The sequence below is a fragment of the Streptomyces sp. NPDC050548 genome (assembly GCF_044457385.1).
Classification (GTDB): Bacteria; Actinomycetota; Actinomycetes; order Streptomycetales; family Streptomycetaceae; genus Streptomyces.
In genome coordinates, this window is record NZ_JBITGV010000009.1 from 30,793 (window position 1) to 48,464 (window position 17,672).

20 protein-coding genes are annotated in these 17,672 nt (G+C 70.6%); 10 read left to right on the forward strand and 10 right to left on the reverse strand.

The annotated features are described in order from the left end of the window. Window positions 1-4: 4 nt before the first annotated feature. Entirely contained in the window at window positions 5-487 is a 483-nt protein-coding gene (locus ACIBJH_RS24620) for a VOC family protein (RefSeq protein ID WP_399118994.1), read from the reverse strand. A 133-nt stretch (window positions 488-620) separates the two neighbouring features. Between ACIBJH_RS24620 and ACIBJH_RS24625 the strand changes: the two genes are divergently transcribed. The 3 genes from ACIBJH_RS24625 (at window position 621) to ACIBJH_RS24635 (ending at window position 3,189) form a co-directional block, all read left to right on the forward strand. Then, on the forward strand, window positions 621-1,829 hold the full coding sequence (locus ACIBJH_RS24625) for an epoxide hydrolase family protein (protein WP_399118995.1): 1,209 nt from the start codon (window positions 621-623) through the stop codon (window positions 1,827-1,829). 102 nt (window positions 1,830-1,931) lie between these two features. Continuing rightward, window positions 1,932-2,585 (forward strand): ClpP family protease, encoded by a 654-nt coding sequence (locus tag ACIBJH_RS24630; RefSeq protein ID WP_399118996.1) that lies wholly within the window; start codon window positions 1,932-1,934, stop codon window positions 2,583-2,585. Window position 2,586: 1 nt separating this feature from the next. Continuing rightward, entirely contained in the window at window positions 2,587-3,189 is a 603-nt protein-coding gene (locus tag ACIBJH_RS24635; protein WP_399118997.1) for a ClpP family protease, read from the forward strand. A gap of 9 nt (window positions 3,190-3,198) precedes the next feature. Here the strand turns inward: ACIBJH_RS24635 and ACIBJH_RS24640 are convergent, their stop codons facing one another. After that, entirely contained in the window at window positions 3,199-3,591 is a 393-nt protein-coding gene (locus ACIBJH_RS24640; RefSeq protein WP_399118998.1) for a helix-turn-helix domain-containing protein, read from the reverse strand. An 87-nt stretch (window positions 3,592-3,678) separates the two neighbouring features. Here ACIBJH_RS24640 and ACIBJH_RS24645 point away from each other — a divergent pair, with 87 nt between their 5' ends. Continuing rightward, window positions 3,679-4,458: a class I SAM-dependent methyltransferase gene (locus ACIBJH_RS24645; RefSeq protein WP_399118999.1), complete on the forward strand. Its 780-nt coding sequence runs from the start codon at window positions 3,679-3,681 to the stop codon at window positions 4,456-4,458. On the opposite strand, the gene ACIBJH_RS24650 is transcribed toward ACIBJH_RS24645, so the two are convergent. Together ACIBJH_RS24650 and ACIBJH_RS24655 are read right to left on the reverse strand one after the other, a co-directional pair. After that, window positions 4,455-4,907 carry an ATP-binding protein gene (locus ACIBJH_RS24650; RefSeq protein WP_019069155.1) on the reverse strand — a complete coding sequence of 151 codons (453 nt, stop codon included), beginning with the start codon at window positions 4,905-4,907 and terminating at the stop codon, window positions 4,455-4,457. The two genes, ACIBJH_RS24645 and ACIBJH_RS24650, sit on opposite strands and share 4 nt — an antisense overlap. A 79-nt stretch (window positions 4,908-4,986) precedes the next feature. Beyond that, complete coding sequence (locus tag ACIBJH_RS24655; RefSeq protein ID WP_399119000.1) at window positions 4,987-6,258, reverse strand: DUF6777 domain-containing protein; 1,272 nt, start codon at window positions 6,256-6,258, stop codon at window positions 4,987-4,989. 162 nt (window positions 6,259-6,420) lie between these two features. Between ACIBJH_RS24655 and ACIBJH_RS24660 the strand changes: the two genes are divergently transcribed. Beyond that, a complete protein-coding gene (locus tag ACIBJH_RS24660; protein WP_399119001.1) occupies window positions 6,421-7,710 on the forward strand; it encodes a streptophobe family protein in 1,290 nt (429 codons plus the stop codon). Window positions 7,711-7,741: 31 nt separating this feature from the next. Then, entirely contained in the window at window positions 7,742-8,209 is a 468-nt protein-coding gene (locus ACIBJH_RS24665) for a nuclear transport factor 2 family protein (RefSeq protein WP_399119002.1), read from the forward strand. Window position 8,210: 1 nt separating this feature from the next. On the opposite strand, the gene ACIBJH_RS24670 is transcribed toward ACIBJH_RS24665, so the two are convergent. The 4 genes from ACIBJH_RS24670 to ACIBJH_RS24685 all read right to left on the reverse strand — a co-directional run bounded on the left by ACIBJH_RS24670 (window position 8,211) and on the right by ACIBJH_RS24685 (window position 12,528). Beyond that, complete coding sequence (locus ACIBJH_RS24670) at window positions 8,211-9,158, reverse strand: serine/threonine-protein kinase (protein ID WP_399119003.1); 948 nt, start codon at window positions 9,156-9,158, stop codon at window positions 8,211-8,213. After that, window positions 9,148-9,696, reverse strand: a complete 549-nt coding sequence (locus ACIBJH_RS24675; protein WP_399119005.1) for a hypothetical protein — start codon at window positions 9,694-9,696, stop codon at window positions 9,148-9,150. The genes ACIBJH_RS24670 and ACIBJH_RS24675 overlap by 11 nt, the downstream gene beginning before the upstream one ends. A gap of 9 nt (window positions 9,697-9,705) precedes the next feature. Beyond that, window positions 9,706-12,045, reverse strand: a complete 2,340-nt coding sequence (locus tag ACIBJH_RS24680; RefSeq protein ID WP_399119006.1) for an FHA domain-containing protein — start codon at window positions 12,043-12,045, stop codon at window positions 9,706-9,708. Between the two features lie 72 nt (window positions 12,046-12,117). Then, window positions 12,118-12,528, reverse strand: a complete 411-nt coding sequence (locus ACIBJH_RS24685; protein WP_200709653.1) for a hypothetical protein — start codon at window positions 12,526-12,528, stop codon at window positions 12,118-12,120. Window positions 12,529-12,898: 370 nt separating this feature from the next. Here ACIBJH_RS24685 and ACIBJH_RS24690 point away from each other — a divergent pair, with 370 nt between their 5' ends. Together ACIBJH_RS24690 and ACIBJH_RS24695 are read left to right on the forward strand one after the other, a co-directional pair. Beyond that, the gene (locus tag ACIBJH_RS24690) at window positions 12,899-13,282 is read left to right on the forward strand and encodes a nuclear transport factor 2 family protein (protein ID WP_399119007.1); all 384 of its coding nucleotides are present in this window, start codon (window positions 12,899-12,901) and stop codon (window positions 13,280-13,282) included. Between the two features lie 75 nt (window positions 13,283-13,357). After that, window positions 13,358-13,696 carry a DUF1905 domain-containing protein gene (locus ACIBJH_RS24695; protein WP_399119008.1) on the forward strand — a complete coding sequence of 113 codons (339 nt, stop codon included), beginning with the start codon at window positions 13,358-13,360 and terminating at the stop codon, window positions 13,694-13,696. Here the strand turns inward: ACIBJH_RS24695 and ACIBJH_RS24700 are convergent. After that, a complete protein-coding gene (locus ACIBJH_RS24700) occupies window positions 13,635-14,564 on the reverse strand; it encodes an AraC family transcriptional regulator (RefSeq protein ID WP_399119009.1) in 930 nt (309 codons plus the stop codon). The two genes, ACIBJH_RS24695 and ACIBJH_RS24700, sit on opposite strands and share 62 nt — an antisense overlap. Window positions 14,565-14,668: 104 nt before the next feature. Here ACIBJH_RS24700 and ACIBJH_RS24705 point away from each other — a divergent pair, with 104 nt between their 5' ends. After that, window positions 14,669-15,655, forward strand: coding sequence for an oxidoreductase (locus tag ACIBJH_RS24705; protein WP_399119010.1), 987 nt, complete (start codon window positions 14,669-14,671; stop codon window positions 15,653-15,655). Between the two features lie 3 nt (window positions 15,656-15,658). Here the strand turns inward: ACIBJH_RS24705 and mgrA are convergent, their stop codons facing one another. Further along, window positions 15,659-16,651 carry an L-glyceraldehyde 3-phosphate reductase gene (gene mgrA, locus ACIBJH_RS24710; protein WP_399119011.1) on the reverse strand — a complete coding sequence of 331 codons (993 nt, stop codon included), beginning with the start codon at window positions 16,649-16,651 and terminating at the stop codon, window positions 15,659-15,661. A gap of 125 nt (window positions 16,652-16,776) precedes the next feature. Here mgrA and ACIBJH_RS24715 point away from each other — a divergent pair, with 125 nt between their 5' ends. Beyond that, window positions 16,777-17,667: a LysR substrate-binding domain-containing protein gene (locus ACIBJH_RS24715; protein WP_399119012.1), complete on the forward strand. Its 891-nt coding sequence runs from the start codon at window positions 16,777-16,779 to the stop codon at window positions 17,665-17,667. The last annotated feature ends 5 nt before the right edge of the window (window positions 17,668-17,672 follow it).

Genomic DNA, 17,672 nt, shown 5'->3' on the forward strand with positions numbered 1-17,672 from the left:
CGGCTCACTCCCCCGCGAAGGCCTTCTCCAGCGCGGCGAGGTCGAACTTGCCCATCGCCATGAAGGACTCCGTCGCCCGGGCGACCTTCGCGGGGTCCGGGTCGGTGATCATCTCGATCAGCCGGGTGGGGACGACCTGCCAGGACAGGCCGAACTTGTCCTTGAGCCAGCCACAGGGGCCGGGCTCGCCGCCGCCTTCGAGCAGCTTGGCCCAGTAGTAGTCGATGTCCTCCTGGTTCTCGCACGGGATCTGGAAGGAGACCGCCTCGGTGAACTTGAACATCGGGCCGCCGTTCAGCGCGACGAACTTCTGGCCGAAGGCCGTGAACTCGACGGTGAGCACCGAGCCCGCCGGCTGCGGGGCGCCCTCGCCGTAGTGGCTGATACGGCCGATGCTGGAGTTCTTGAAGATCGACACGTACAGGTGGGCGGCTTCCTCGGCCTGGCCGTCGAACCAGAGACACGTGGTGAATCCGTCGGTGGTCATGCGTTCCTCCATGGGCTCCTGGGGCGTCGAACACGGACATCTGTATCGACCGATCGTCCCCCTGAAACTCATCGGTCGGGGGGCCGGATAATCCAGGTGGCCCATCCGCCGCCCGGAACTAGGCTCGCTCTCCATGACGTATCCGCAGGCAGACAGCGTCCACCCGTTCCGCATCGACATCCCGCAGGCCGACCTCGACGATCTGCACGCCCGGCTCGACCGCGTCCGCTGGCCCGACGAGCTGCCCGGCACGGGCTGGGCGGACGGCGTGCCGGCGGACTATCTGCGGGAGCTGGTGCGGTACTGGCGGCACGACTACGACTGGCGGGCGGCCGAGGCCGAGCTGAACGCGTGGCCGCAGTTCACGACCACCATCGACGGGTCGAACGTCCACTTCGCGCACATCCGCTCCCCGGAACCGGACGCCACCCCGTTGATCATCACCCACGGCTGGCCGGGCTCGATCGTCGAATTCGTCGACATCGTGGGCCTGTTGACCGATCCGGCGGCCCACGGCGGCGACCCGGCCGACGCCTTCCACGTGGTCGTGCCGAGCATTCCTGGCTTCGGCCTGTCCGGGCCGCCCGCGGACACCGGCTGGGAGGCGGGCCGCATCGCCGACGCCTGGGCCGAGCTGATGCACCGCCTCGGCTACGAGCGGTTCGGCGCGCAGGGCGGCGACTGGGGCGCGGCAATCTCCCGCGAGCTGGGCCGCGCCCACCCCGACCGGGTCATCGGCGTCCATCTCAACCTGTTGCCGGGCGCCCAGGCCCTCACCGAGCCCACCCCCGAGGAACTGGACGCGCTCGCCCCGGAGGAGCGGGCGGACACCCTGGAGTCCTGGCGCCGCTGGACCGCCTGGTCGCACGAAGGCACCGGATACGCCGTCCTCCACGCCACCCGCCCGCAGACACTGGCCTACGGCCTCACGGACTCGCCGGTCGGTCAACTCGCCTGGATCGTCGAGAAGTTCAGGGAGTGGACCGACTCGGAGGAACTGCCGGAGGAGGCCGTGGACCGGGACCGGCTGCTGACCGACGTGATGCTGTACTGGCTGACGGGGACCGCCGGTTCGGCCGCCCGGATCTACTACGAGCGGGCCCACGCCACCGGTGCTCGGGCCGCCGCGCCCGCCCTCCCGTCCACCACCCCCACCGCGCTCGCCGTCTTCCCCGCCGAGATCCAGATCCCGCTGCGCCACAAGGCGGAACGGACCGAGAACATCGTCCGCTGGACGAAGCTCGACCGGGGCGGTCACTTCGCCGCCATGGAGGAACCGGACCTGCTGGCCGAGGACGTACGGGCCTTCTTCCGGCAGCTGCGTGAGAAGGGCTCAGAGTGACCCCTCTGCCCACGGCGAATCTGCTACGGGCCTAGAAACCCGCAGTTCGGGCGCTTGCCGGTCGACAGTGGAGACACCACAGAGCCTCGACAAGGAGTGCCGATGTCTTCACTCACGGCCGGCTTCGCGCCGGCCCTCATGCCCCGCGCCGAGGAGGGCGACACCCCGCCCTCCCGCTTCGACGACCACCTGGCCGCGCAGCTCCTCGCCCAGCGGATCGTCCTCCTCGGCACCCAGGTCGACGAGGTCTCCGCGAACCGGGTCTGCGCCCAGCTCCTGCTCCTGTCGGCCGAGGACCCGCGCACGGACATCAGCCTGTACGTCAACAGCCCCGGCGGCTCGGTGACGGCGGGCCTCGCGATCTACGACACGATGCAGCTGATCCCGAACGACGTCTCGACGCTGGCGATGGGTTTCGCGGCGAGCATGGGCCAGTTCCTGCTGACCGTCGGCGCGCCCGGCAAGCGGTACGCCCTCCCCCACGCGCGGGTCATGATGCACCAGCCCTCGGCGGGCATCGGCGGCACCACGGCCGACATCGAGATCCAGGCGGAGAACCTGGATCACACGAAGAAGACCATCGAACGCCTCACCGCCCAGCACACCGGCCAGAGCGAGGAGACCATCTCCCGCGACGGCGACCGCGACCGCTGGTTCACGGCCGAACAGGCCAAGGAGTACGGCATGGTGGACCAGGTCGTCGCCTCACTGGCCGACGTGCGCCCGGCCGCCTCGAAGCGACGGATGGGGCTCTGACATGGGTACGTACACGATTCCGAACGTCGTCGAGCGCACCCCGCAGGGCGAGCGGTCCTACGACGTGTTCAGCCGGTTGCTGTCCGAGCGGATCATCTTCCTCGGCACCGAGATCGACGACGGGGTCGCCAACGTCGTCATCGCGCAACTCCTCCATCTGGAGTCGGCGTCCCCGGAGAGCGAGATCGCGATCTACATCAACTCCCCCGGCGGCTCGTTCACTTCACTCATGGCGATCTACGACACCATGACGTACGTACAGGCCCCGATCTCGACGTTCTGCGTCGGTCAGGCGGCTTCGACGGCGGCCGTACTCCTCGCGGGCGGCGACCCGGGACGGCGGTTCGTCCTGGAGCACGCGCGCGTGCTGCTGGGCCAGCCGGCGAGCGGCGGGCAGCGCGGCATGGTCTCCGATCTCGCGCTCCAGGCCAAGGAGATGGTGCGGATCCGCTCCCAGGTCGAGGAGGTGCTGTCGCGGCACACGCACCACGACATCGCGACCCTGCGCGCCGACATGGACCGCGACAAGGTGTTCACCGCGCCGGAGGCCGTGGCGTACGGCCTCGCCGACGAGGTGGTCAGCCGGCGCCTCGTCAGGGCCTGAGCGACACCGTCAGGCGGCGACCAGGGACAGCTGCCCGTTGTACGGCGAACTCATCCTGCCCTGACGCCTGTTGCGGTACTGGGTGAACTCGTTCCGGGTCAGCGACAGCAGGTCGCCGAGGTCGAGACCGAGGGCGTGGGCGGCGGCTGCGAGGACCTCCGAGGAGGCCTCCTTGCGGCCCCGCTCCACCTCCGAGAGATACGGCATGGAGATACGGGCGGCGTCGGCCACATCCTTCAACGTGCGTTCCTGAGCGAGGCGTTCACGTCGTAGGACGTCACCGACCAGGTCGCGCCACAGGGGTTCCTTGGGCGCGGGAACCGTGGGCTCCGGCAGGTGAGGGGCCGGCTCGTGCGGGCGCAGGGGGATCACGCGGGCTTGGTTCGGCGCTTGGTTGCTCACCCCCTCAGACTAAAAGGGTTGGACGCGAGGGCAAGGGATCAGCATTCTGCCCTGGGTGGAATCGCCGATCCGAAGGGTGCGGGAACGGTGCTGCGCGACACGTTCGACACTGCGGCCGAGCGGTACGACCGGGCCCGCCCCCGGTATCCGCGCCCTCTGGTGGAGGAACTGGCCCGAGTGACGGACCTCGGCCCGGACAGCCGGGTGCTGGAGATCGCCCCCGGGACCGGTCAACTCACCGTCCCACTGGCCGAGTTCGGCTGCCGGCTCACCGCCGTGGAGCTGGGGCCGTCCCTGGCGGCGGTGGCCCGGCGCAACCTGAGCGCCTTCCCCCGGGCCGACGTGGACGTGGCGGACTTCGAGCGGTGGGAACTGCCTGACGAACTCTTCGACCTGGTGGCGATCGCGACGGCGTTCCACTGGTTCGATCCCGCGATGTTCCTGGCGAAGGCGGCGTCCGCCCTGCGCCCCGGCGGACGGCTCGCGGTCATCACCACGCACCATGTGGCGGGCGGCACCCAGGAGTTCTTCGACCGGATGCAGCGCTGCTACGAACGCTGGGACCCGGCCACCCCGCCCGGCTTCCGAAGTCCCGCCGAGGACGAAACTGCCACGGACACCGGCGAGTTCGAGCGCTCCGAGCACTTCGACGACGTCACTGTGTGGCGCGGTGCGCAGGAGATCACGTACACGACCGACGAGTACCTCGACGTCGTGCTCACGTACTCGGGCCATCTCGCATTGGACGAGCCCTCGCGCCAGGGCCTCCTGGCCTGCCTCCGGGAGCTGCTGGAGACACGGCACGGCGGCCGGGTCACCAAGCGGTACTTCCACGAGTTGATCACGGCCACCCGCACCGGGACCTAACCGCTCAGCTCCACCACGGCCCTGACCTGCTTGCCGACCGGTACCCGTTCGACCGTCACGCGGGCGGCCAGGGCGTTCACGATCTCCAGACCGTGCCGGCCGATCCGCTCGGGGTCGCGGGCGAAGAGCCGGGGCAGGGCGACGCTGCTGTCGCAGACGGAGACCGTCACCGACGCGTCCGTGCCCTCCAGTTCCAGGATGTACGGGCCGTTGCTGTGCCGGTCCGCGTTGGTGACCAACTCGCTCACCACCAGCAGCAGTTCACCTTCGGACCGGTCATCGATCGTGGCGCACCACTCGGTTCTGAGCTGCTCAAGGAACTGGTGCGTGAAGTGCCGGGCATCGGAGATGCAGCCCGGTTCCCCGGTGTAGTGCGCCGCCCGCCTCAGCGGTTCCACGGGCACGTCGAAACGAGTCGGTATCACTACCCCGTCCCGGTGGTCGATCATGCGTGTCTCTCTCGAAGGCGGGCGCCGGCTGTTGCTGTCGCACCAGTGCTCGTACCCAGCCCCACGCCGGGCAGTCCCCCTAGAAGAGTGACGGTGAACTCGTCACCGGGGAAACCGGCGCGCTGAAGCTCGACACCGAAGCCGACGCGGACGTCGTCGTCGCACTGGAGGCGATCGATTCGGGCGCGGAGGACGAGGCCGACGAGGCTGCCGACGACTCGGTCGACGGCGGCTCGGAGGACGGCGATTCCGAACTCGGGGACGACGAGGACGGAGCGGACGGCGACGACGGGGAGCTCGACGTCGGCGGGCACGGGCTCGTGGACGCACCGGGCGTGCCCGGAATGCCTGGAGTGCCGGGGGCCGTGGAGGCGCAGGCCGACGGGGAGTTGGAGGACGGCGAGGTCGGCGGGGACACGGTCACCGAGGGGCTGGCCGGATTCAGCGGCGGCGGGGTCCGGTGGTCGTGCCGGCCCGTGTCGCCGTGGTGGCGGCCGAACCAGTGCCCGTTGTGGGGGTCGTAGATCACGAAGATGTTGATGACCTGCGGTGCGGGCGTGACCACCACGACGTTCTGCGGCCGGTACGACGACCAGGTGTCGCCGGTCGGCTTCGGGGTGGTCTGCTGGGCGACGGGCGGCGACAGCGGGTTGCCGCAGGCGCAGCGGACGCGGGGCACTCCGTGGCTGTCGACGAGGACGGCGGTACCGGCCTGGAGGACGGCCTGATAGCTGGTGGCGACGCCGTCGCGGTAGCCGTGGTTGGTGACGCGGGTGTCCATGCGCAGCTGTACGGGGGTGAGGGAGCGCAGATAGGCGGGGACTCCGGCGGGCTGGACGCCGACGACGGACGCGAACGCCCTGTTCTTCGCCGGGTTCGCCTGGAGCGCCTTGATCTGCTTCTCCACGTCACAGCTGGCGACGTTCTGGGTGCCGCCGTAGAGGCCGGGGGCGCCGCCGTCGACACCGCGCACGGCGTTCGCCGGTTCCGACGCGGTGGGCGAGGCGGAGACGGGCGGGGCGGAACTCTCGCTCGCCGTGGACTCCGTGAACGGGTCGGGACCGGTCTTGGCCGCGGCCTGCAGAAAGACCTCGCCCTTGCTCGCGGTCTTGGTCGAGCCGCCGTCGGAGCGGGTGAAGACGAGGCCCAGCACCACGGCGGCCACCACGACCGCGGTGAGGATCGCGACGCGTGGCACCGACTTCCACCAGGGGCGGTGCGGCTCCGGCGCGCCCGCACCACCGCTGCCCGAGGGCTGCGAGGGCGGGCCCGAAGGCGGCTGGGAGGGTCCCGACAGCGGGCCGGAGGGCGGTCCGGTGGGGCGGCCTGAAGACGGAGGTTCGACGCTCACGAGTTCTTCTTCCCGACGCGGTTGTCAGCGGCATTCGTAATGATTCACGCCGCTTTATCCACAACGAACCCATTGTGTGCTCCGGTCCCCGTCCGCCCGCAAGCCGACGCGGACGGCCCTCCCGGCGGGCGCGCTCCCCCGGCGCTGCTTAGCGTGGCAGGCGTGACCCCCCGAACCCCCTCTGACCAGGCAGTAGCCCGCCACGGCTGGGTACAGGCCCTGAGCGCGGTACTGGCCGGGCTGCTCACCATGGGCGTGGTCGCCGCGCTGGGCCTGTGGGCGGCGGGCGCGACGGGCCTCCCGGACGGCGCGTTCCCCCGGGTCGTCACGGCGACCGTGGTGACGGCCGTCGGCGGCACCGTGAAGCTCTCCGGCAACGCGGGCGCACTGGCCGACACAAAGGCGGGCCTGACGGTCATCCCCCTCTCGGTGACCCTGGCCGGCGCCCTGACAACCGCTGCCGCGTTCCTACGGCCCCTGCGGCACCGCGCGGTCGCCTCGGCCGCGGAGCTGGCCGGCTGGGCCGCCCGTATCGGCGTCCTGTGGCTGCTCGGCCTGATCGGACTGGCCCTCGGCGCGCGCCAGAAGTTCTCGATCTCCCTCGGCAGCGGGACGCTCGGCGACATCGGCGACCTGATCGGCGCCTCGCCCGAGGTCGGCTTCGAGGCGGACGTGCCGCAGACGGTGCTGTTCGGCCTGCTGTGGCTGGCCGGGGTACTGGTGCTGGCCCTCCTGGTGTCGCCGGGCGCACCGCTCCCGGCCGCGCTGCTGCGCTTCCACGCCTCCGTCCGCCCGGCCGCGTACGCCGTGGTGGCCCTGCTCCTGGCCTACGTCGCGCTCGGCGTCGTCGTCGCCCTGCTCACCGCGGCGACACGCGGGAACGTCACCCAGACCTTCGCCCTGATCCTGCTCGGCATGCCGAACCTCGTCTGGCTCGCCCTCACGATCGGCCTGGGCGCCACCTGGAACGGCCGGGTCGACGGCCCCTTCGGCCTGCCCATGCCCCACCTGCTGGACGAGGTCCTGCGCACCCCGGACATCTCCACCCTCAACCTGCACTCCCTCGCCGCGTTCGACGGCAGGGTGTGGTGGCTCCTGGTGGTGAACGCGGTCCTGCTCCTGTCCGCCGCGTTCCTGATGGCCGCCCGCTCCCCGGCCCACACCCGCGCCTGGCAGCACGCCGTCCACCTGGCGGTCGCCTTCGCCCTCGCGGTCCTGATGATCTGCCTGGTCGGCCGTATCTCCGCCCACTACGGCCTCTCCCTCCTCGGCATCGGCGACGTGGGCGGCGGACTCTCCGGCGACCTGTTCCTGAAGCCCGAGTTGTGGTCGGCGGTGGGGCTGGCGTTGCTCTGGGGCTTCGTCGCGGGCTTCCTGGGGGCGCTCTTGGCGAAGCCGGTACGCCGCCACGGCGAGATCGAAATCCCCGAGCAGTCGCAGCGCCCGGCATGAGAGTGTGCGCCCAGCCGAGGAAAGGGCAGACATGGCGCTGACTCTCGAAGACCGCCTGGCCATAACGGAGTTGATCGCACTGCACGGCCACCTGGTCGACGAGGGCGAACTGGACCGTCTGGACGCGGTGTTCACCGAGGATGTCGAGTACGACCTCACGGACTTCGGCCAGGGCACGGTAACCGGCCTTGCCGAACTCGTGGGCGCGTCCTTGGCGTTGGGAGCCGGGAACCCCGTCGCACATCACGTCACGAACGTGGTGATCGAGGAAGCGACGGAGGAACGGGTCCAGGCCCGCTCGAAGGGCCTGGGAATCCGGACGGACGGCTCGTGCGGTTCGGTGACGTACGAGGACACTGTGGTGCGCACGGGGGTCGGCTGGCGGATCTCGCATCGCAAGGTGTCGGCACGGCGAGTGCCACTGAATGGGACGCGCAGCGTCCCTCCAGGGGCGCCGGGAACTGCGCGCCCAGCCACAACGAACCCGCAGACGACTTAGGTCAGTTACCGCCTCTGAACACCGGCACAGCCCACGCCGGCGGCGCAACCACTGCCACCTCGGTAGCCGCATGCCCGGCAACCTCACCCCGCAACTCCGTCACAAACGCCAGACACGACTCGTACCGATCGTCCGGACTCTTCGCCAACGCCTTCGCGAACACGGCGTCGACATGCCCAGGCAGATCAGGCCGGGACTCGGTGACCGCCGGAGGCATGTCGTACTGGTGCGCCCACAGCAACGCCATGTCGTCGTCCCGCCGGAACGGCGGACGCCCCGCAAGGCTCTCGTACGCGACACAGGCGAGCCCGTACACGTCACAGCGCCCGTCGACAGGCCGCCCGGAGATCTGCTCGGGCGCCACGTAGTCGAGAGTCCCGACGAACTGCCCGACCGTCGTGAACCCGGTCAGCGAAAGGGACTTCTTCGTCAGACCGAAGTCGGTCAGGTACACATGCTCGGGATGGTCGTCGTCGGTGCCGCGCGCCACGAGGATGTTGCCGGGCTTCACGTCCCGGTGGACCAGCCCGTGTTCGTGCGCGGCATCCAGCGCGGACGCGACCTGGCCGATGATGCGCACGGCCGTCGACAGTCCCAACGGGCCCGCCCGGTCCAGGAGATGGCGCAGGTCGCTGCCGGAGACGTAGCGCATGGCGATGTACAGGACGCCGTCCGTCTCGCCCGCCTCGAAGACCGGCACGATGTGCGGGTGGTCGATCGCGGCGGCGACCCGGGACTCGTGGGTGAAGCGTTTGCGGAAGGTGTCGTTGCGGGCGAGTTCCGGAGCGAGCAGTTTGAGGGCGACCGTGCGGTCCAGGCGCAGGTCGTGGGCGCGGTAGACGACCGCCATGCCGCCGCGGCCGATCTCGTCCTCGATGCGGTAACCGGCGATCTGCTTGCCGATCAGTTCGGAGGGGCGCCCGGAGAAGAGGCTCGCGTCACGGGCCATCGGGGCTCACGACCTGGGTGGGGGCGTGGCCGGGGTCGGCCGGTTCGGCGCGGGGTCCGTCGTCGGTGGCGTAGGTGCTGAGCCGGGTGCCGTCGCCGTAGACCCAGCGTTCGTGGTCGGCGTCGTAGAGCCAGACGGAGGCGCCGTCGACGACCACTCCGATGCGCAGGCCCTTGGTGCGGGCCTCGAAGGACGCGCCGTCGAGAGCGCCGCTCGCGAGTTCCTCCACGGCGGCGCGGTAGCGGGCGAGGGCCTGTTCGGCGCGGGCGAGGAGCGGGCGTGGGTCGGCGGTGCGGGCCTGCGGGGCGCCGGCGGCGGGCGGGTCCTGGGAGACGGAGATGAGGTGGCGGCCGTCGACCCAGGCGGACCAGCCGTTGGAGCACAGGGTGTGGGCCCAGTCGCCGCGCCGTTCGAGGAGTTGCACGGGCAGCAGCGCGTCGAGCGGCACGGTGGGGCGGGCGGGGTCCGGGGACTCCCAGGCGGGCATCCCGTGTTCGGGGACGACGTGCGTGGGCCGGAAGCCGGGGGTGGTCGTCATCGTGGCGTCCTATTTCCGCATCACGGCGGGTTCGTGCCGGCGCAGCAGCCGGGACACCAGGAAGCCGAAGAGCAGCGACAGCACGACGAGCATGCCCATGTTGAGCAGCCAGGCCCCGGCCGAGTGCCGGAACAGCGGATCGCCGGTCAGCTCGCCCGGCACGATGCGGGCCAGCCCGATGGTGCCGGCCATGCCGCCGAGCGCCCACCGCGAGGGCACGAGCCAGGAGAGCTGTTCCAGGCCGGGTACGCCGTGCAGTTTCAACAGGGCCCCGCAGAACACCACTTGGACGATGGCGAGCAGCACGAGCAACGGCATCGTCACCTCCTCCTTGCGCACCAGCGCGGAGACCAGCAGGCCGAGCATCATCGCCGTGAACGCCAACAGGGCGACGGCCACAGTGATTTCGATCAGGGGTGGCATCAACACCCCTTTTCCGCGGGGTGCGTTGAGGTCGACGCCGAACAGGCCGACCAGGGTGAGCACCACGGCCTGTGCCACGGTGATCGCGCCCAGCACGACGACCTTGGAGAGCAGGTACGCCGATCTGGACAGGCCGACGGCTCTCTCGCGCCGGTAGATCGCGCGTTCCTTGACGAGTTCGCGCACGGCGTTGGCCGCGCCGGTCAGCACACCGCCGACACAGAGGATGAGCAGCGCGTTCATCGCCGTCTCCCGCGTCAGGGTGCTCCCGGCGAGCGCGCGGGCCATCGCGCCCATGACGAACGGCAGCGCGATCATGATGGCGAGGAAGGTCCGGTCGGCGGCGAGGGCGGCGGCGTAACGCCGTACCAGCGTGCCGAGTTGGGCGCTGCGGCTGCGGGGCCGGGGCGGCGGGGCCACGGCGACCGGGCCGGAGCCGAGCAGATGGGGCTGCGCGGTGGAGTTGCGGATGTACTGGCGCTGGAAGGGGGATTCCCTGAACTCCCCTGCCCAGTCCCGGTCTTGATCGCGCTCGAAGGACTCGAAGGCCTCCGGCCAGTGCTCGAAGCCGAAGAACGCGAGGGCGTCTCCGGGCGGCCCGTAGTAGGCGACCCTGCCGCCGGGCGCGAGCACCAGGAGACGGTCGCAGACGTCGAGGCTGAGGACGCTGTGGGTGACGACGATGACGGTGCGGCCGTCGTCGGCCAGGCCCCGCAGCATGTGCATCACCGAGCGGTCCATGCCGGGGTCGAGGCCGGAGGTCGGTTCGTCGAGGAAGAGCAGCGACGGCTTGGTCAGCAGCTCCAGGGCCACGCTGACGCGCTTGCGCTGGCCGCCGGAGAGGCTGTGCACGGGCTGCTCGGCCCGCTGCTGGAGGCCCAGTTCGCGGACTACCTCCTCGACCCGGGCCTGCCGTTCGGCCTTCGCCGTGTCCTGGGGGAAGCGCAGTTCGGCCGCGTAGGACAGGGCGCTGTGCACGGTCAGCTGGGCGTGCAGGATGTCGTCCTGCGGGACGAGGCCGATGCGCTGGCGCAGTTCGGCGTAGTCGCGGTAGAGGTCGCGGCCGTCGTACAGGACGGTGCCGCGATCGGCGGGGCGCTGGCCGGTGAGCGCGTTGAGGAGGGTGGACTTGCCGGCGCCGCTGGGTCCGACGACGGCGAGCAGGCATTTCTCGCCGACCGGGAACGACACCTGGTCGAGCAGGACCTTGCGGCCGTGGTCGACGGCGACCGTGAGGTCCTGGACGTCGAGGGAGACCTCGCCGGTGTCGACGTACTCCTGCAGCTGGTCGCCGACGAGACAGAACGCGGAGTGTCCGATGCCGACGATGTCGCCCGGGCCCATGGGGGCACGGGTGACGGGCTGGCCGTTGAGGTAGGTGCCGTTGTGGCTGCCGAGGTCGACGATCTCGTACGTCCCGTCCGGCATGGCCCGGAGTTCGGCGTGACGGCGGGAGACGATCAGATCGTCCACGACGAGGTCGTTGTCGGCGGCCCGGCCGATGCGGACCGTGCGGGCGGGCAGCGGCCGTACGGTGGTCGGCTGCCGGAAGGTGCCGGTGAAGGCGGGCATCGACACGGCCGAGGGGCGTTCCGGGGCCGGGGCCGGGCGGTCGGCCAGGGTGACGCACGGGCCGTCGGCCGCGCTGCCGAAGCGGATCACGCTGCCGGGGCCGACGCCCCACTGCTGGACGCGGCGGCCGTCGGCGTAGGTGCCGTTCGTGCTGTGTTCGTCCTCCAGCGTCCAGTGGTCGGCGTCGGGCCGCAGTACCGCGTGGTGCCAGGAGACCCGGGCGTCGTCGATGACGATGTCGCTCAGCGGGTCGCGCCCCACGTGGTAGTCGCGGCTGGGGGTCATGACCGTGGAGCCCGACTCCGTCTCCAGGAGGAGTTCGGGCGCGGTCGGCGCCATCGGCCGCTCTGGCATGCCCCGAATTCTACCGATTGGTTCACCCATGCGCCCGGCCAGCGGTCAGGGCTGTGCGACGGGCGACACGTGTCAGGCGACAGGGACGACGAGCGCGGGAACGGTCCGCTGCATACGGAGGGCGTCCACCGATTCGGCGAGCAGCTCGTACTCGGTGGTCTCGTCACTGATGGCGATCTGCACCAGCCGGCCGGCCGCCAACTCGTAGGCGACCTGCTCCTGATGGCCGACGTCTCGGGCCCAGGTGCGTAACGCCTTCGGCACGTCGGGCGCCGTGTCGGCGACCGGTACCAGTGCCCCCCGGGGGAAGCGCGGGTTCTCCGGCTGCGGGTCGAGCCGGTCGGCCATCCACACCGCGCGGTCCCGTAACCACCACAGGGCGAGCGCCAGTGTGGGGGCGCGGTAGGTGCCCAGAGGCACGCCGACGCGCTGTCCGTCGCAGGTACCGTACGCGGTGACATGGCACAGGAATTCGTCGTGCACGTTCACTCCCCCGTCGCGTGTCTCGAATGCCGGTCGGGCCTCGCTTTCGATGCGGCTCTGGCTGGCGGCTCGGGTGGCTCAGGTGGTGCGCACGATGGCGGATTCGCATCGTGAAGTTGTGCTCTAGCAGACGAGTATGTTCACTCCTGAAACACTGTCACCACGACTTTTTAGCCAGTCTCTTGGCATATTCACAGCCCCTTGTGGCCGAAAAGCTTCGGGATCCCTTTTGTGGCGATCTCCGGCGGCCATTACCCGAGGGGTAATCGACCCTCCGCGCGGCCCCCGGCATGGTGGAACCACCGGGTCGGCAGGCACCCAGATCCGGTCCCTGACCAGTACGAACGACCTCGACGGAGGCTGATTCACCATGTCCGAGAACACCGATCGATACGAGAATGCCGTCGCCCGCTACTTCGAGGCCTGGAACGCGGGCGAGCCGGAGGCACTGGCGAAGGCGGTGGCCGCCGCCTGGTCCGTCGAGGGTACTTATACCGACCCATTGGCGACAGTCACCGGCCACACGGAGATCGCCGGACTGATCGCCGGGGCGCACACGCAGTTCCCGGGGTTCGCCTTCCGTCCCCTCGGGACCGTCGACGGGCACCACGACACCGCGCGGTTCGCGTGGGAGTTGGTGAGCGAGGCCGACGGTTCGGCGCCCGTCGCCGGCTTCGACGTGATCACGCTGGACGCGGACGGCCGTATCAACTCCGTGCTCGGTTTCCTCGACCGGGTGCCCGCCGGGGCCTGAAGGCCGGTGTCCACGATGAGTTTCCCCGCCCGGGGCGGTCTTTCGTACGACAGGCCACCCCGAGCGGAGGACATCATGAGCACCGGCATCCCGTTGGACGAGGAATTCACCGCCGTATTGATCAAAAGCCCCAACGACGCCGGCTGGACCTACCTCGTCTGGCCCGAGTCCGTCGCGTTCTTCGGCACCCGAGGCCTGGTGAAGGTACGCGGCACGATCGACGGTCACCCTTTCCGCAGCTCCTTCATGGCTCTCGGGGACGGCACCCACAAACTGCCCGTGAAGGCCGATCTCCGCAAGGCCGTCGGAAAAGGCGAGGGAGACCGCGTGACCGTACGGCTCGAAGAGCGGCTCAGCTCCTCGCCAGGGCCTCTTCGCGGTACCGCCTCGGTGCCACCCCGACCGCGCGTTTGAAGGCGTTGCTGAAGGCGCTCTCGGAGGTGTAGCCGACGGACCGGGCGAGGGCGCCGACCGGGGCGGCGTCCTGGCGGAGGGCGCGGGCGGCGAGGTTCATGCGCCAGTTCAGCAGATACGTCAGGGGCGGCACTCCGGCCGCTTCCTTGAACCGTACGGCGAACGTGGTGCGGGACATCGCCGCCGCCCGGGCCAGCTCCTCCAGCTGCCAGGGGTGGGCCGGGTCGCCGTGCATCAGACGCAGGGCTGGAGCGAGCCGCTCGTCGGCGAGGGCGCGCAGCCAGCCCGGCGGCAGCCCGTCCGACTCGGCCAGGCAGACCCGCAGCACCTGGACGAACATCAGCTGGGCGAGCTGCGCCGACACGAACTCGACTCCGGCCCTGCGCGTCCGCATCTCGGCCGCCAACTGCCCGATGAGCCACCGCAGTACACCGGCCTCGGGCGAGTCGGCCCGGACGTGGACCAGCTCCGGCAGCGCCCGGCGCAGCAGGTCGCCGCGGTCCCGGCTCAGGTCGATGTGTCCGGACACGCAGGCGACGTCCACCGCCTCGCCCTGCCCGAGGCGCCCCATCCGCGTCTCCGGGTCCATCACGACGTCGTCGGAGTCGGTCGGCTCGACACCGGGCCGGCTGCACAGCGTGTACGGCTGTCCGCCGTCGGAGATCACGACGTCCCCCTCGGCGAGTCGCAGAGGTTCGCCGCCGTCGTCCCGGACCAACAGGCAGCTGCCCTGCAGCACGGCGTTCACCTTCAGCCGGTCGCGTCCGCGCAGCTGGATGGCCCAGTCGCCGCCCGCCGTGAACCCGCCGGAGAAGACACTGCGGGCATCGGCGACAGCGAGGGCGTCGGACAGGGGATCCACGGTCATGCTCGAACTATCACGCAAGTAATGCGGATTCTCAAGCATTCATCGTACGGATCGGTCGACCTACGGTGATCTCACCAACTCAAGCTGACGAGGAGAGCGCAGAGATGACCACCACCGCACAGCAGCCCCTGAACTCCGGCTTCGGCGCCGCGTCCACCGCCGAGGAGGTGATCAAGGGCATCGACCTCACCGGCAAGGTCGCGATCGTCACGGGCGGCTACTCCGGCATCGGCCTGGAGACGGCCCGGGTGCTGCGCGCCGCCGGCGCCGAGATCGTCGTACCGGCGAGGGACGTGGAGCGGGCCCGGACGGCGCTGCTGGCCGTGCCCGGGGCCGAGGTCGAGTATCTGGACCTGCTGGACCCGGCGTCCATCGACACCTTCGCGGAGAAGTTCCTCGCCTCCGGGCGCCCGCTGCACCTCCTGGTCAACAACGCCGGGATCATGGCGACCCCACTGGCCCGGGACGCGCGCGGCTACGAGGCGCAGTTCGCCATCAACCACCTGGGGCACTTCCAGCTCACCACCCGGCTGTGGCCGGCGCTGGTCGCGGCGAAGGGCGCGCGAGTCGTCGTCCTGTCCTCGCGGGGCATCCGCTTCGCCGGCGTCGACTTCGACGACCTGCACTTCGAGCACCGCACCTACGAGCCGTTCCTCGCCTACGGCCAGTCCAAGACCGCCAACGCCCTCTTCGCCGTCGAGGTGGACCGGCGCGGCAAGGAGCACGGCATCCGCGCCTTCGCCGTGCACCCGGGCTTGATCATCGACACCGGCCTTGTCAAGCACATCGACCCGGCGATGCTTCAAGCCGCGGGCGCGCTCGACAGCGCGGGCGAGCCGATCCGTGACCCGGAGCGGCAGATGAAGACCGTGCAGCAGGGCGCGGCCACCACCGTCTGGGCCGCGACCAGTCCGCGCCTCGACGGTCTCGGCGGGGTCTACTGCGAGAACGTCGACATCACCCCGCTGGTGACCCCCGAGAACGAGACCGCCTGGGCCACCGGGGACACGATCCCGGGGGTGCTCCTCCGTGCGGTGGACCCGGAGGCGGCGGCCCGTCTCTGGGAGGTCAGCGAGCGGCTGGTCGCCTAGCGGTTACGGCCTGACGATCGCGTCGATGCGGGCCAGTTCCTCGGCGTCGAAGTCCAGGTTGCGGGTGGCCGCGACGCTGTCCTCGATCTGCTGCGGACTGCTCGCACCGACCAGGGCCGAGGTCACCCGCCCGCCGCGCAGCACCCACGCCAGGGCCAGCTGCGCGAGGGTCTGACCGCGCCCCTTGGCGATGTCGTCGAGGGCACGCAACTGCCCGACCAGGTCCTCGGTGACCGCGTCCGAGTTCAGGAACGGGCTGTCGCTCGCCGCCCGGGAACCCTCCGGGATGCCGTCGAGGTAGCGGGAGCTGAGCAGCCCCTGCTCCAGCGGGGAGAAGACGATGGAGCCGACCTGGAGCTCGTCGAGGGCGTCGAGCAGGCCCTCGTCCTCGGGGCGGCGGTCGAGCATCGAGTAGCGCGGCTGGTGGATCAGGAGCGGGGTGCCCAGGTCGCCCAGGATGCGCGCGGCCTCGCGGGTCTGCTCCGCCGAGTAGTTGGAGATGCCGACGTAGAGCGCCTTGCCCTGTTGGACCGCCGAGTGCAGGGCGCCCATCGTCTCCTCAAGGGGAGTCTCCGGGTCGGGGCGGTGCGAGTAGAAGACGTCGACGTAGTCCAGGCCCATGCGCGTGAGGCTCTGGTCGAGCGAGGACAGCAGGTACTTGCGCGAACCCCACTCGCCGTAGGGGCCGGGCCACATCAGATAGCCGGCCTTGGTGGAGATCACCAGCTCGTCGCGGTACGACCCGAAGTCCGCCTTCAGCGCCTCGCCGAGGGCGGACTCGGCGGCGCCGGGCGGCGGGCCGTAGTTGTTCGCCAGGTCGAAGTGGGTGACGCCGAGGTCGAAGGCGCGGCGCAGGATCGCTCGCTGGGTGTCGACCGGGCGGTCGGGCCCGAAGTTGTGCCACAGGCCGAGCGAGATCGCGGGGAGTTTCAGACCGCTGCGTCCGGTGCGCCGGTAGGGCAGGTCCGCGTAGCGGTCGGGGTGTGCGGTGTACAACGCGACTCCAGAGGGGTTGGCACACGGGATACCGGTTCCAGGGAACCGTCGTCCACTCTGTCCGACCTGCGGGCAGTGGTCCAACAGAAGAATCCGATGGAATTCAGCGGTTACGCTTCTCAATCATGGAGCTGCGTCATCTTCAGCATTTCATCGCCGTCGCCGAGGACCACCACTTCACCCGCGCGGCCGAGCGGCTGATGGTGTCCCAGTCCGGTCTGTCGGCGTCGATCCGGGCCCTGGAGCGGGAGTTGCAGACCCCGCTGTTCGTGCGCACCACCCGCCGGGTCACGCTCACGGAGGCCGGCCGGGCCCTGCTGGGCGAGGCGGAACGGATCCTCGCGCAGGTACGGTCGGCGCACGAGGCGGTGGCCGCGGTGCAGGGTGTGCTGCGCGGCACCCTCTCCCTGGGCACCGAGCAGTGCATCGCCGGGGTGCATGTGGCGGGGCTGCTCGCCGCGTTCCGGCGTCGGCATCCCGACGTGGAGATCCGGCTCCGGCAGGCGGGCTCCGGGGCGCTGGCCGAGGAGGTCGCGGCCGGGCGCCTCGACCTGGCCTTCGCCTACCGCACCCAGGCGGACACCGACCAGCTGCGCTCGGTGTCGCTCACCAGCGAGCCGATGACCGTGCTGTGCCATCCCAGCCACCGGCTCGCGGAGACCGGCGCGGCTGTGACGCCGGACGACCTCGGCGGCGAGGTCTTCGTCGACTTCCACCCCGACTGGGCCTCGCGCCGCACGACCGACGCCGTCTTCACCGCCGCGGGCGTACGGCGGACCGTCGCGCTGGAGGTCAACGACGTGCACAGCCTCCTCGACCTGATCGACGAGAACCTCGGGATCGCCGTGGTCCCCCAGCACTTCCGCCACAAGCGCGAGCCCCTCACCGCCCTCCCCCTCAAGGGAACCGGCGAGGAGGTGTACGAGACGGTGGCCCTGCTCCCGCCCCCGCAGGCGACCAGCCCGGCGGCCCGCGCCCTGATGACCCTGCTGGAAACCGGGACTCCGGCCGCATGAACGAC

Coding starts and splice junctions, on each gene's coding strand:
- ACIBJH_RS24690 (WP_399119007.1), top strand. CDS start 12,899: ATGTCCGAGAACACCGATCGATACGAGAATGCCGTCGCCCGCTACTTC.
- ACIBJH_RS24650 (WP_019069155.1), bottom strand. CDS start 4,907: ATGATCGACCACCGGGACGGGGTAGTGATACCGACTCGTTTCGACGTG.
- ACIBJH_RS24680 (WP_399119006.1), bottom strand. CDS start 12,045: ATGCCAGAGCGGCCGATGGCGCCGACCGCGCCCGAACTCCTCCTGGAG.
- ACIBJH_RS24700 (WP_399119009.1), bottom strand. CDS start 14,564: ATGACCGTGGATCCCCTGTCCGACGCCCTCGCTGTCGCCGATGCCCGC.
- ACIBJH_RS24620 (WP_399118994.1), bottom strand. CDS start 487: ATGACCACCGACGGATTCACCACGTGTCTCTGGTTCGACGGCCAGGCC.
- ACIBJH_RS24715 (WP_399119012.1), top strand. CDS start 16,777: ATGGAGCTGCGTCATCTTCAGCATTTCATCGCCGTCGCCGAGGACCAC.
- ACIBJH_RS24670 (WP_399119003.1), bottom strand. CDS start 9,158: ATGGCCCGTGACGCGAGCCTCTTCTCCGGGCGCCCCTCCGAACTGATC.
- ACIBJH_RS24625 (WP_399118995.1), top strand. CDS start 621: ATGACGTATCCGCAGGCAGACAGCGTCCACCCGTTCCGCATCGACATC.
- ACIBJH_RS24695 (WP_399119008.1), top strand. CDS start 13,358: ATGAGCACCGGCATCCCGTTGGACGAGGAATTCACCGCCGTATTGATC.
- ACIBJH_RS24675 (WP_399119005.1), bottom strand. CDS start 9,696: ATGACGACCACCCCCGGCTTCCGGCCCACGCACGTCGTCCCCGAACAC.
- ACIBJH_RS24630 (WP_399118996.1), top strand. CDS start 1,932: ATGTCTTCACTCACGGCCGGCTTCGCGCCGGCCCTCATGCCCCGCGCC.
- ACIBJH_RS24665 (WP_399119002.1), top strand. CDS start 7,742: ATGGCGCTGACTCTCGAAGACCGCCTGGCCATAACGGAGTTGATCGCA.
- ACIBJH_RS24635 (WP_399118997.1), top strand. CDS start 2,587: ATGGGTACGTACACGATTCCGAACGTCGTCGAGCGCACCCCGCAGGGC.
- ACIBJH_RS24705 (WP_399119010.1), top strand. CDS start 14,669: ATGACCACCACCGCACAGCAGCCCCTGAACTCCGGCTTCGGCGCCGCG.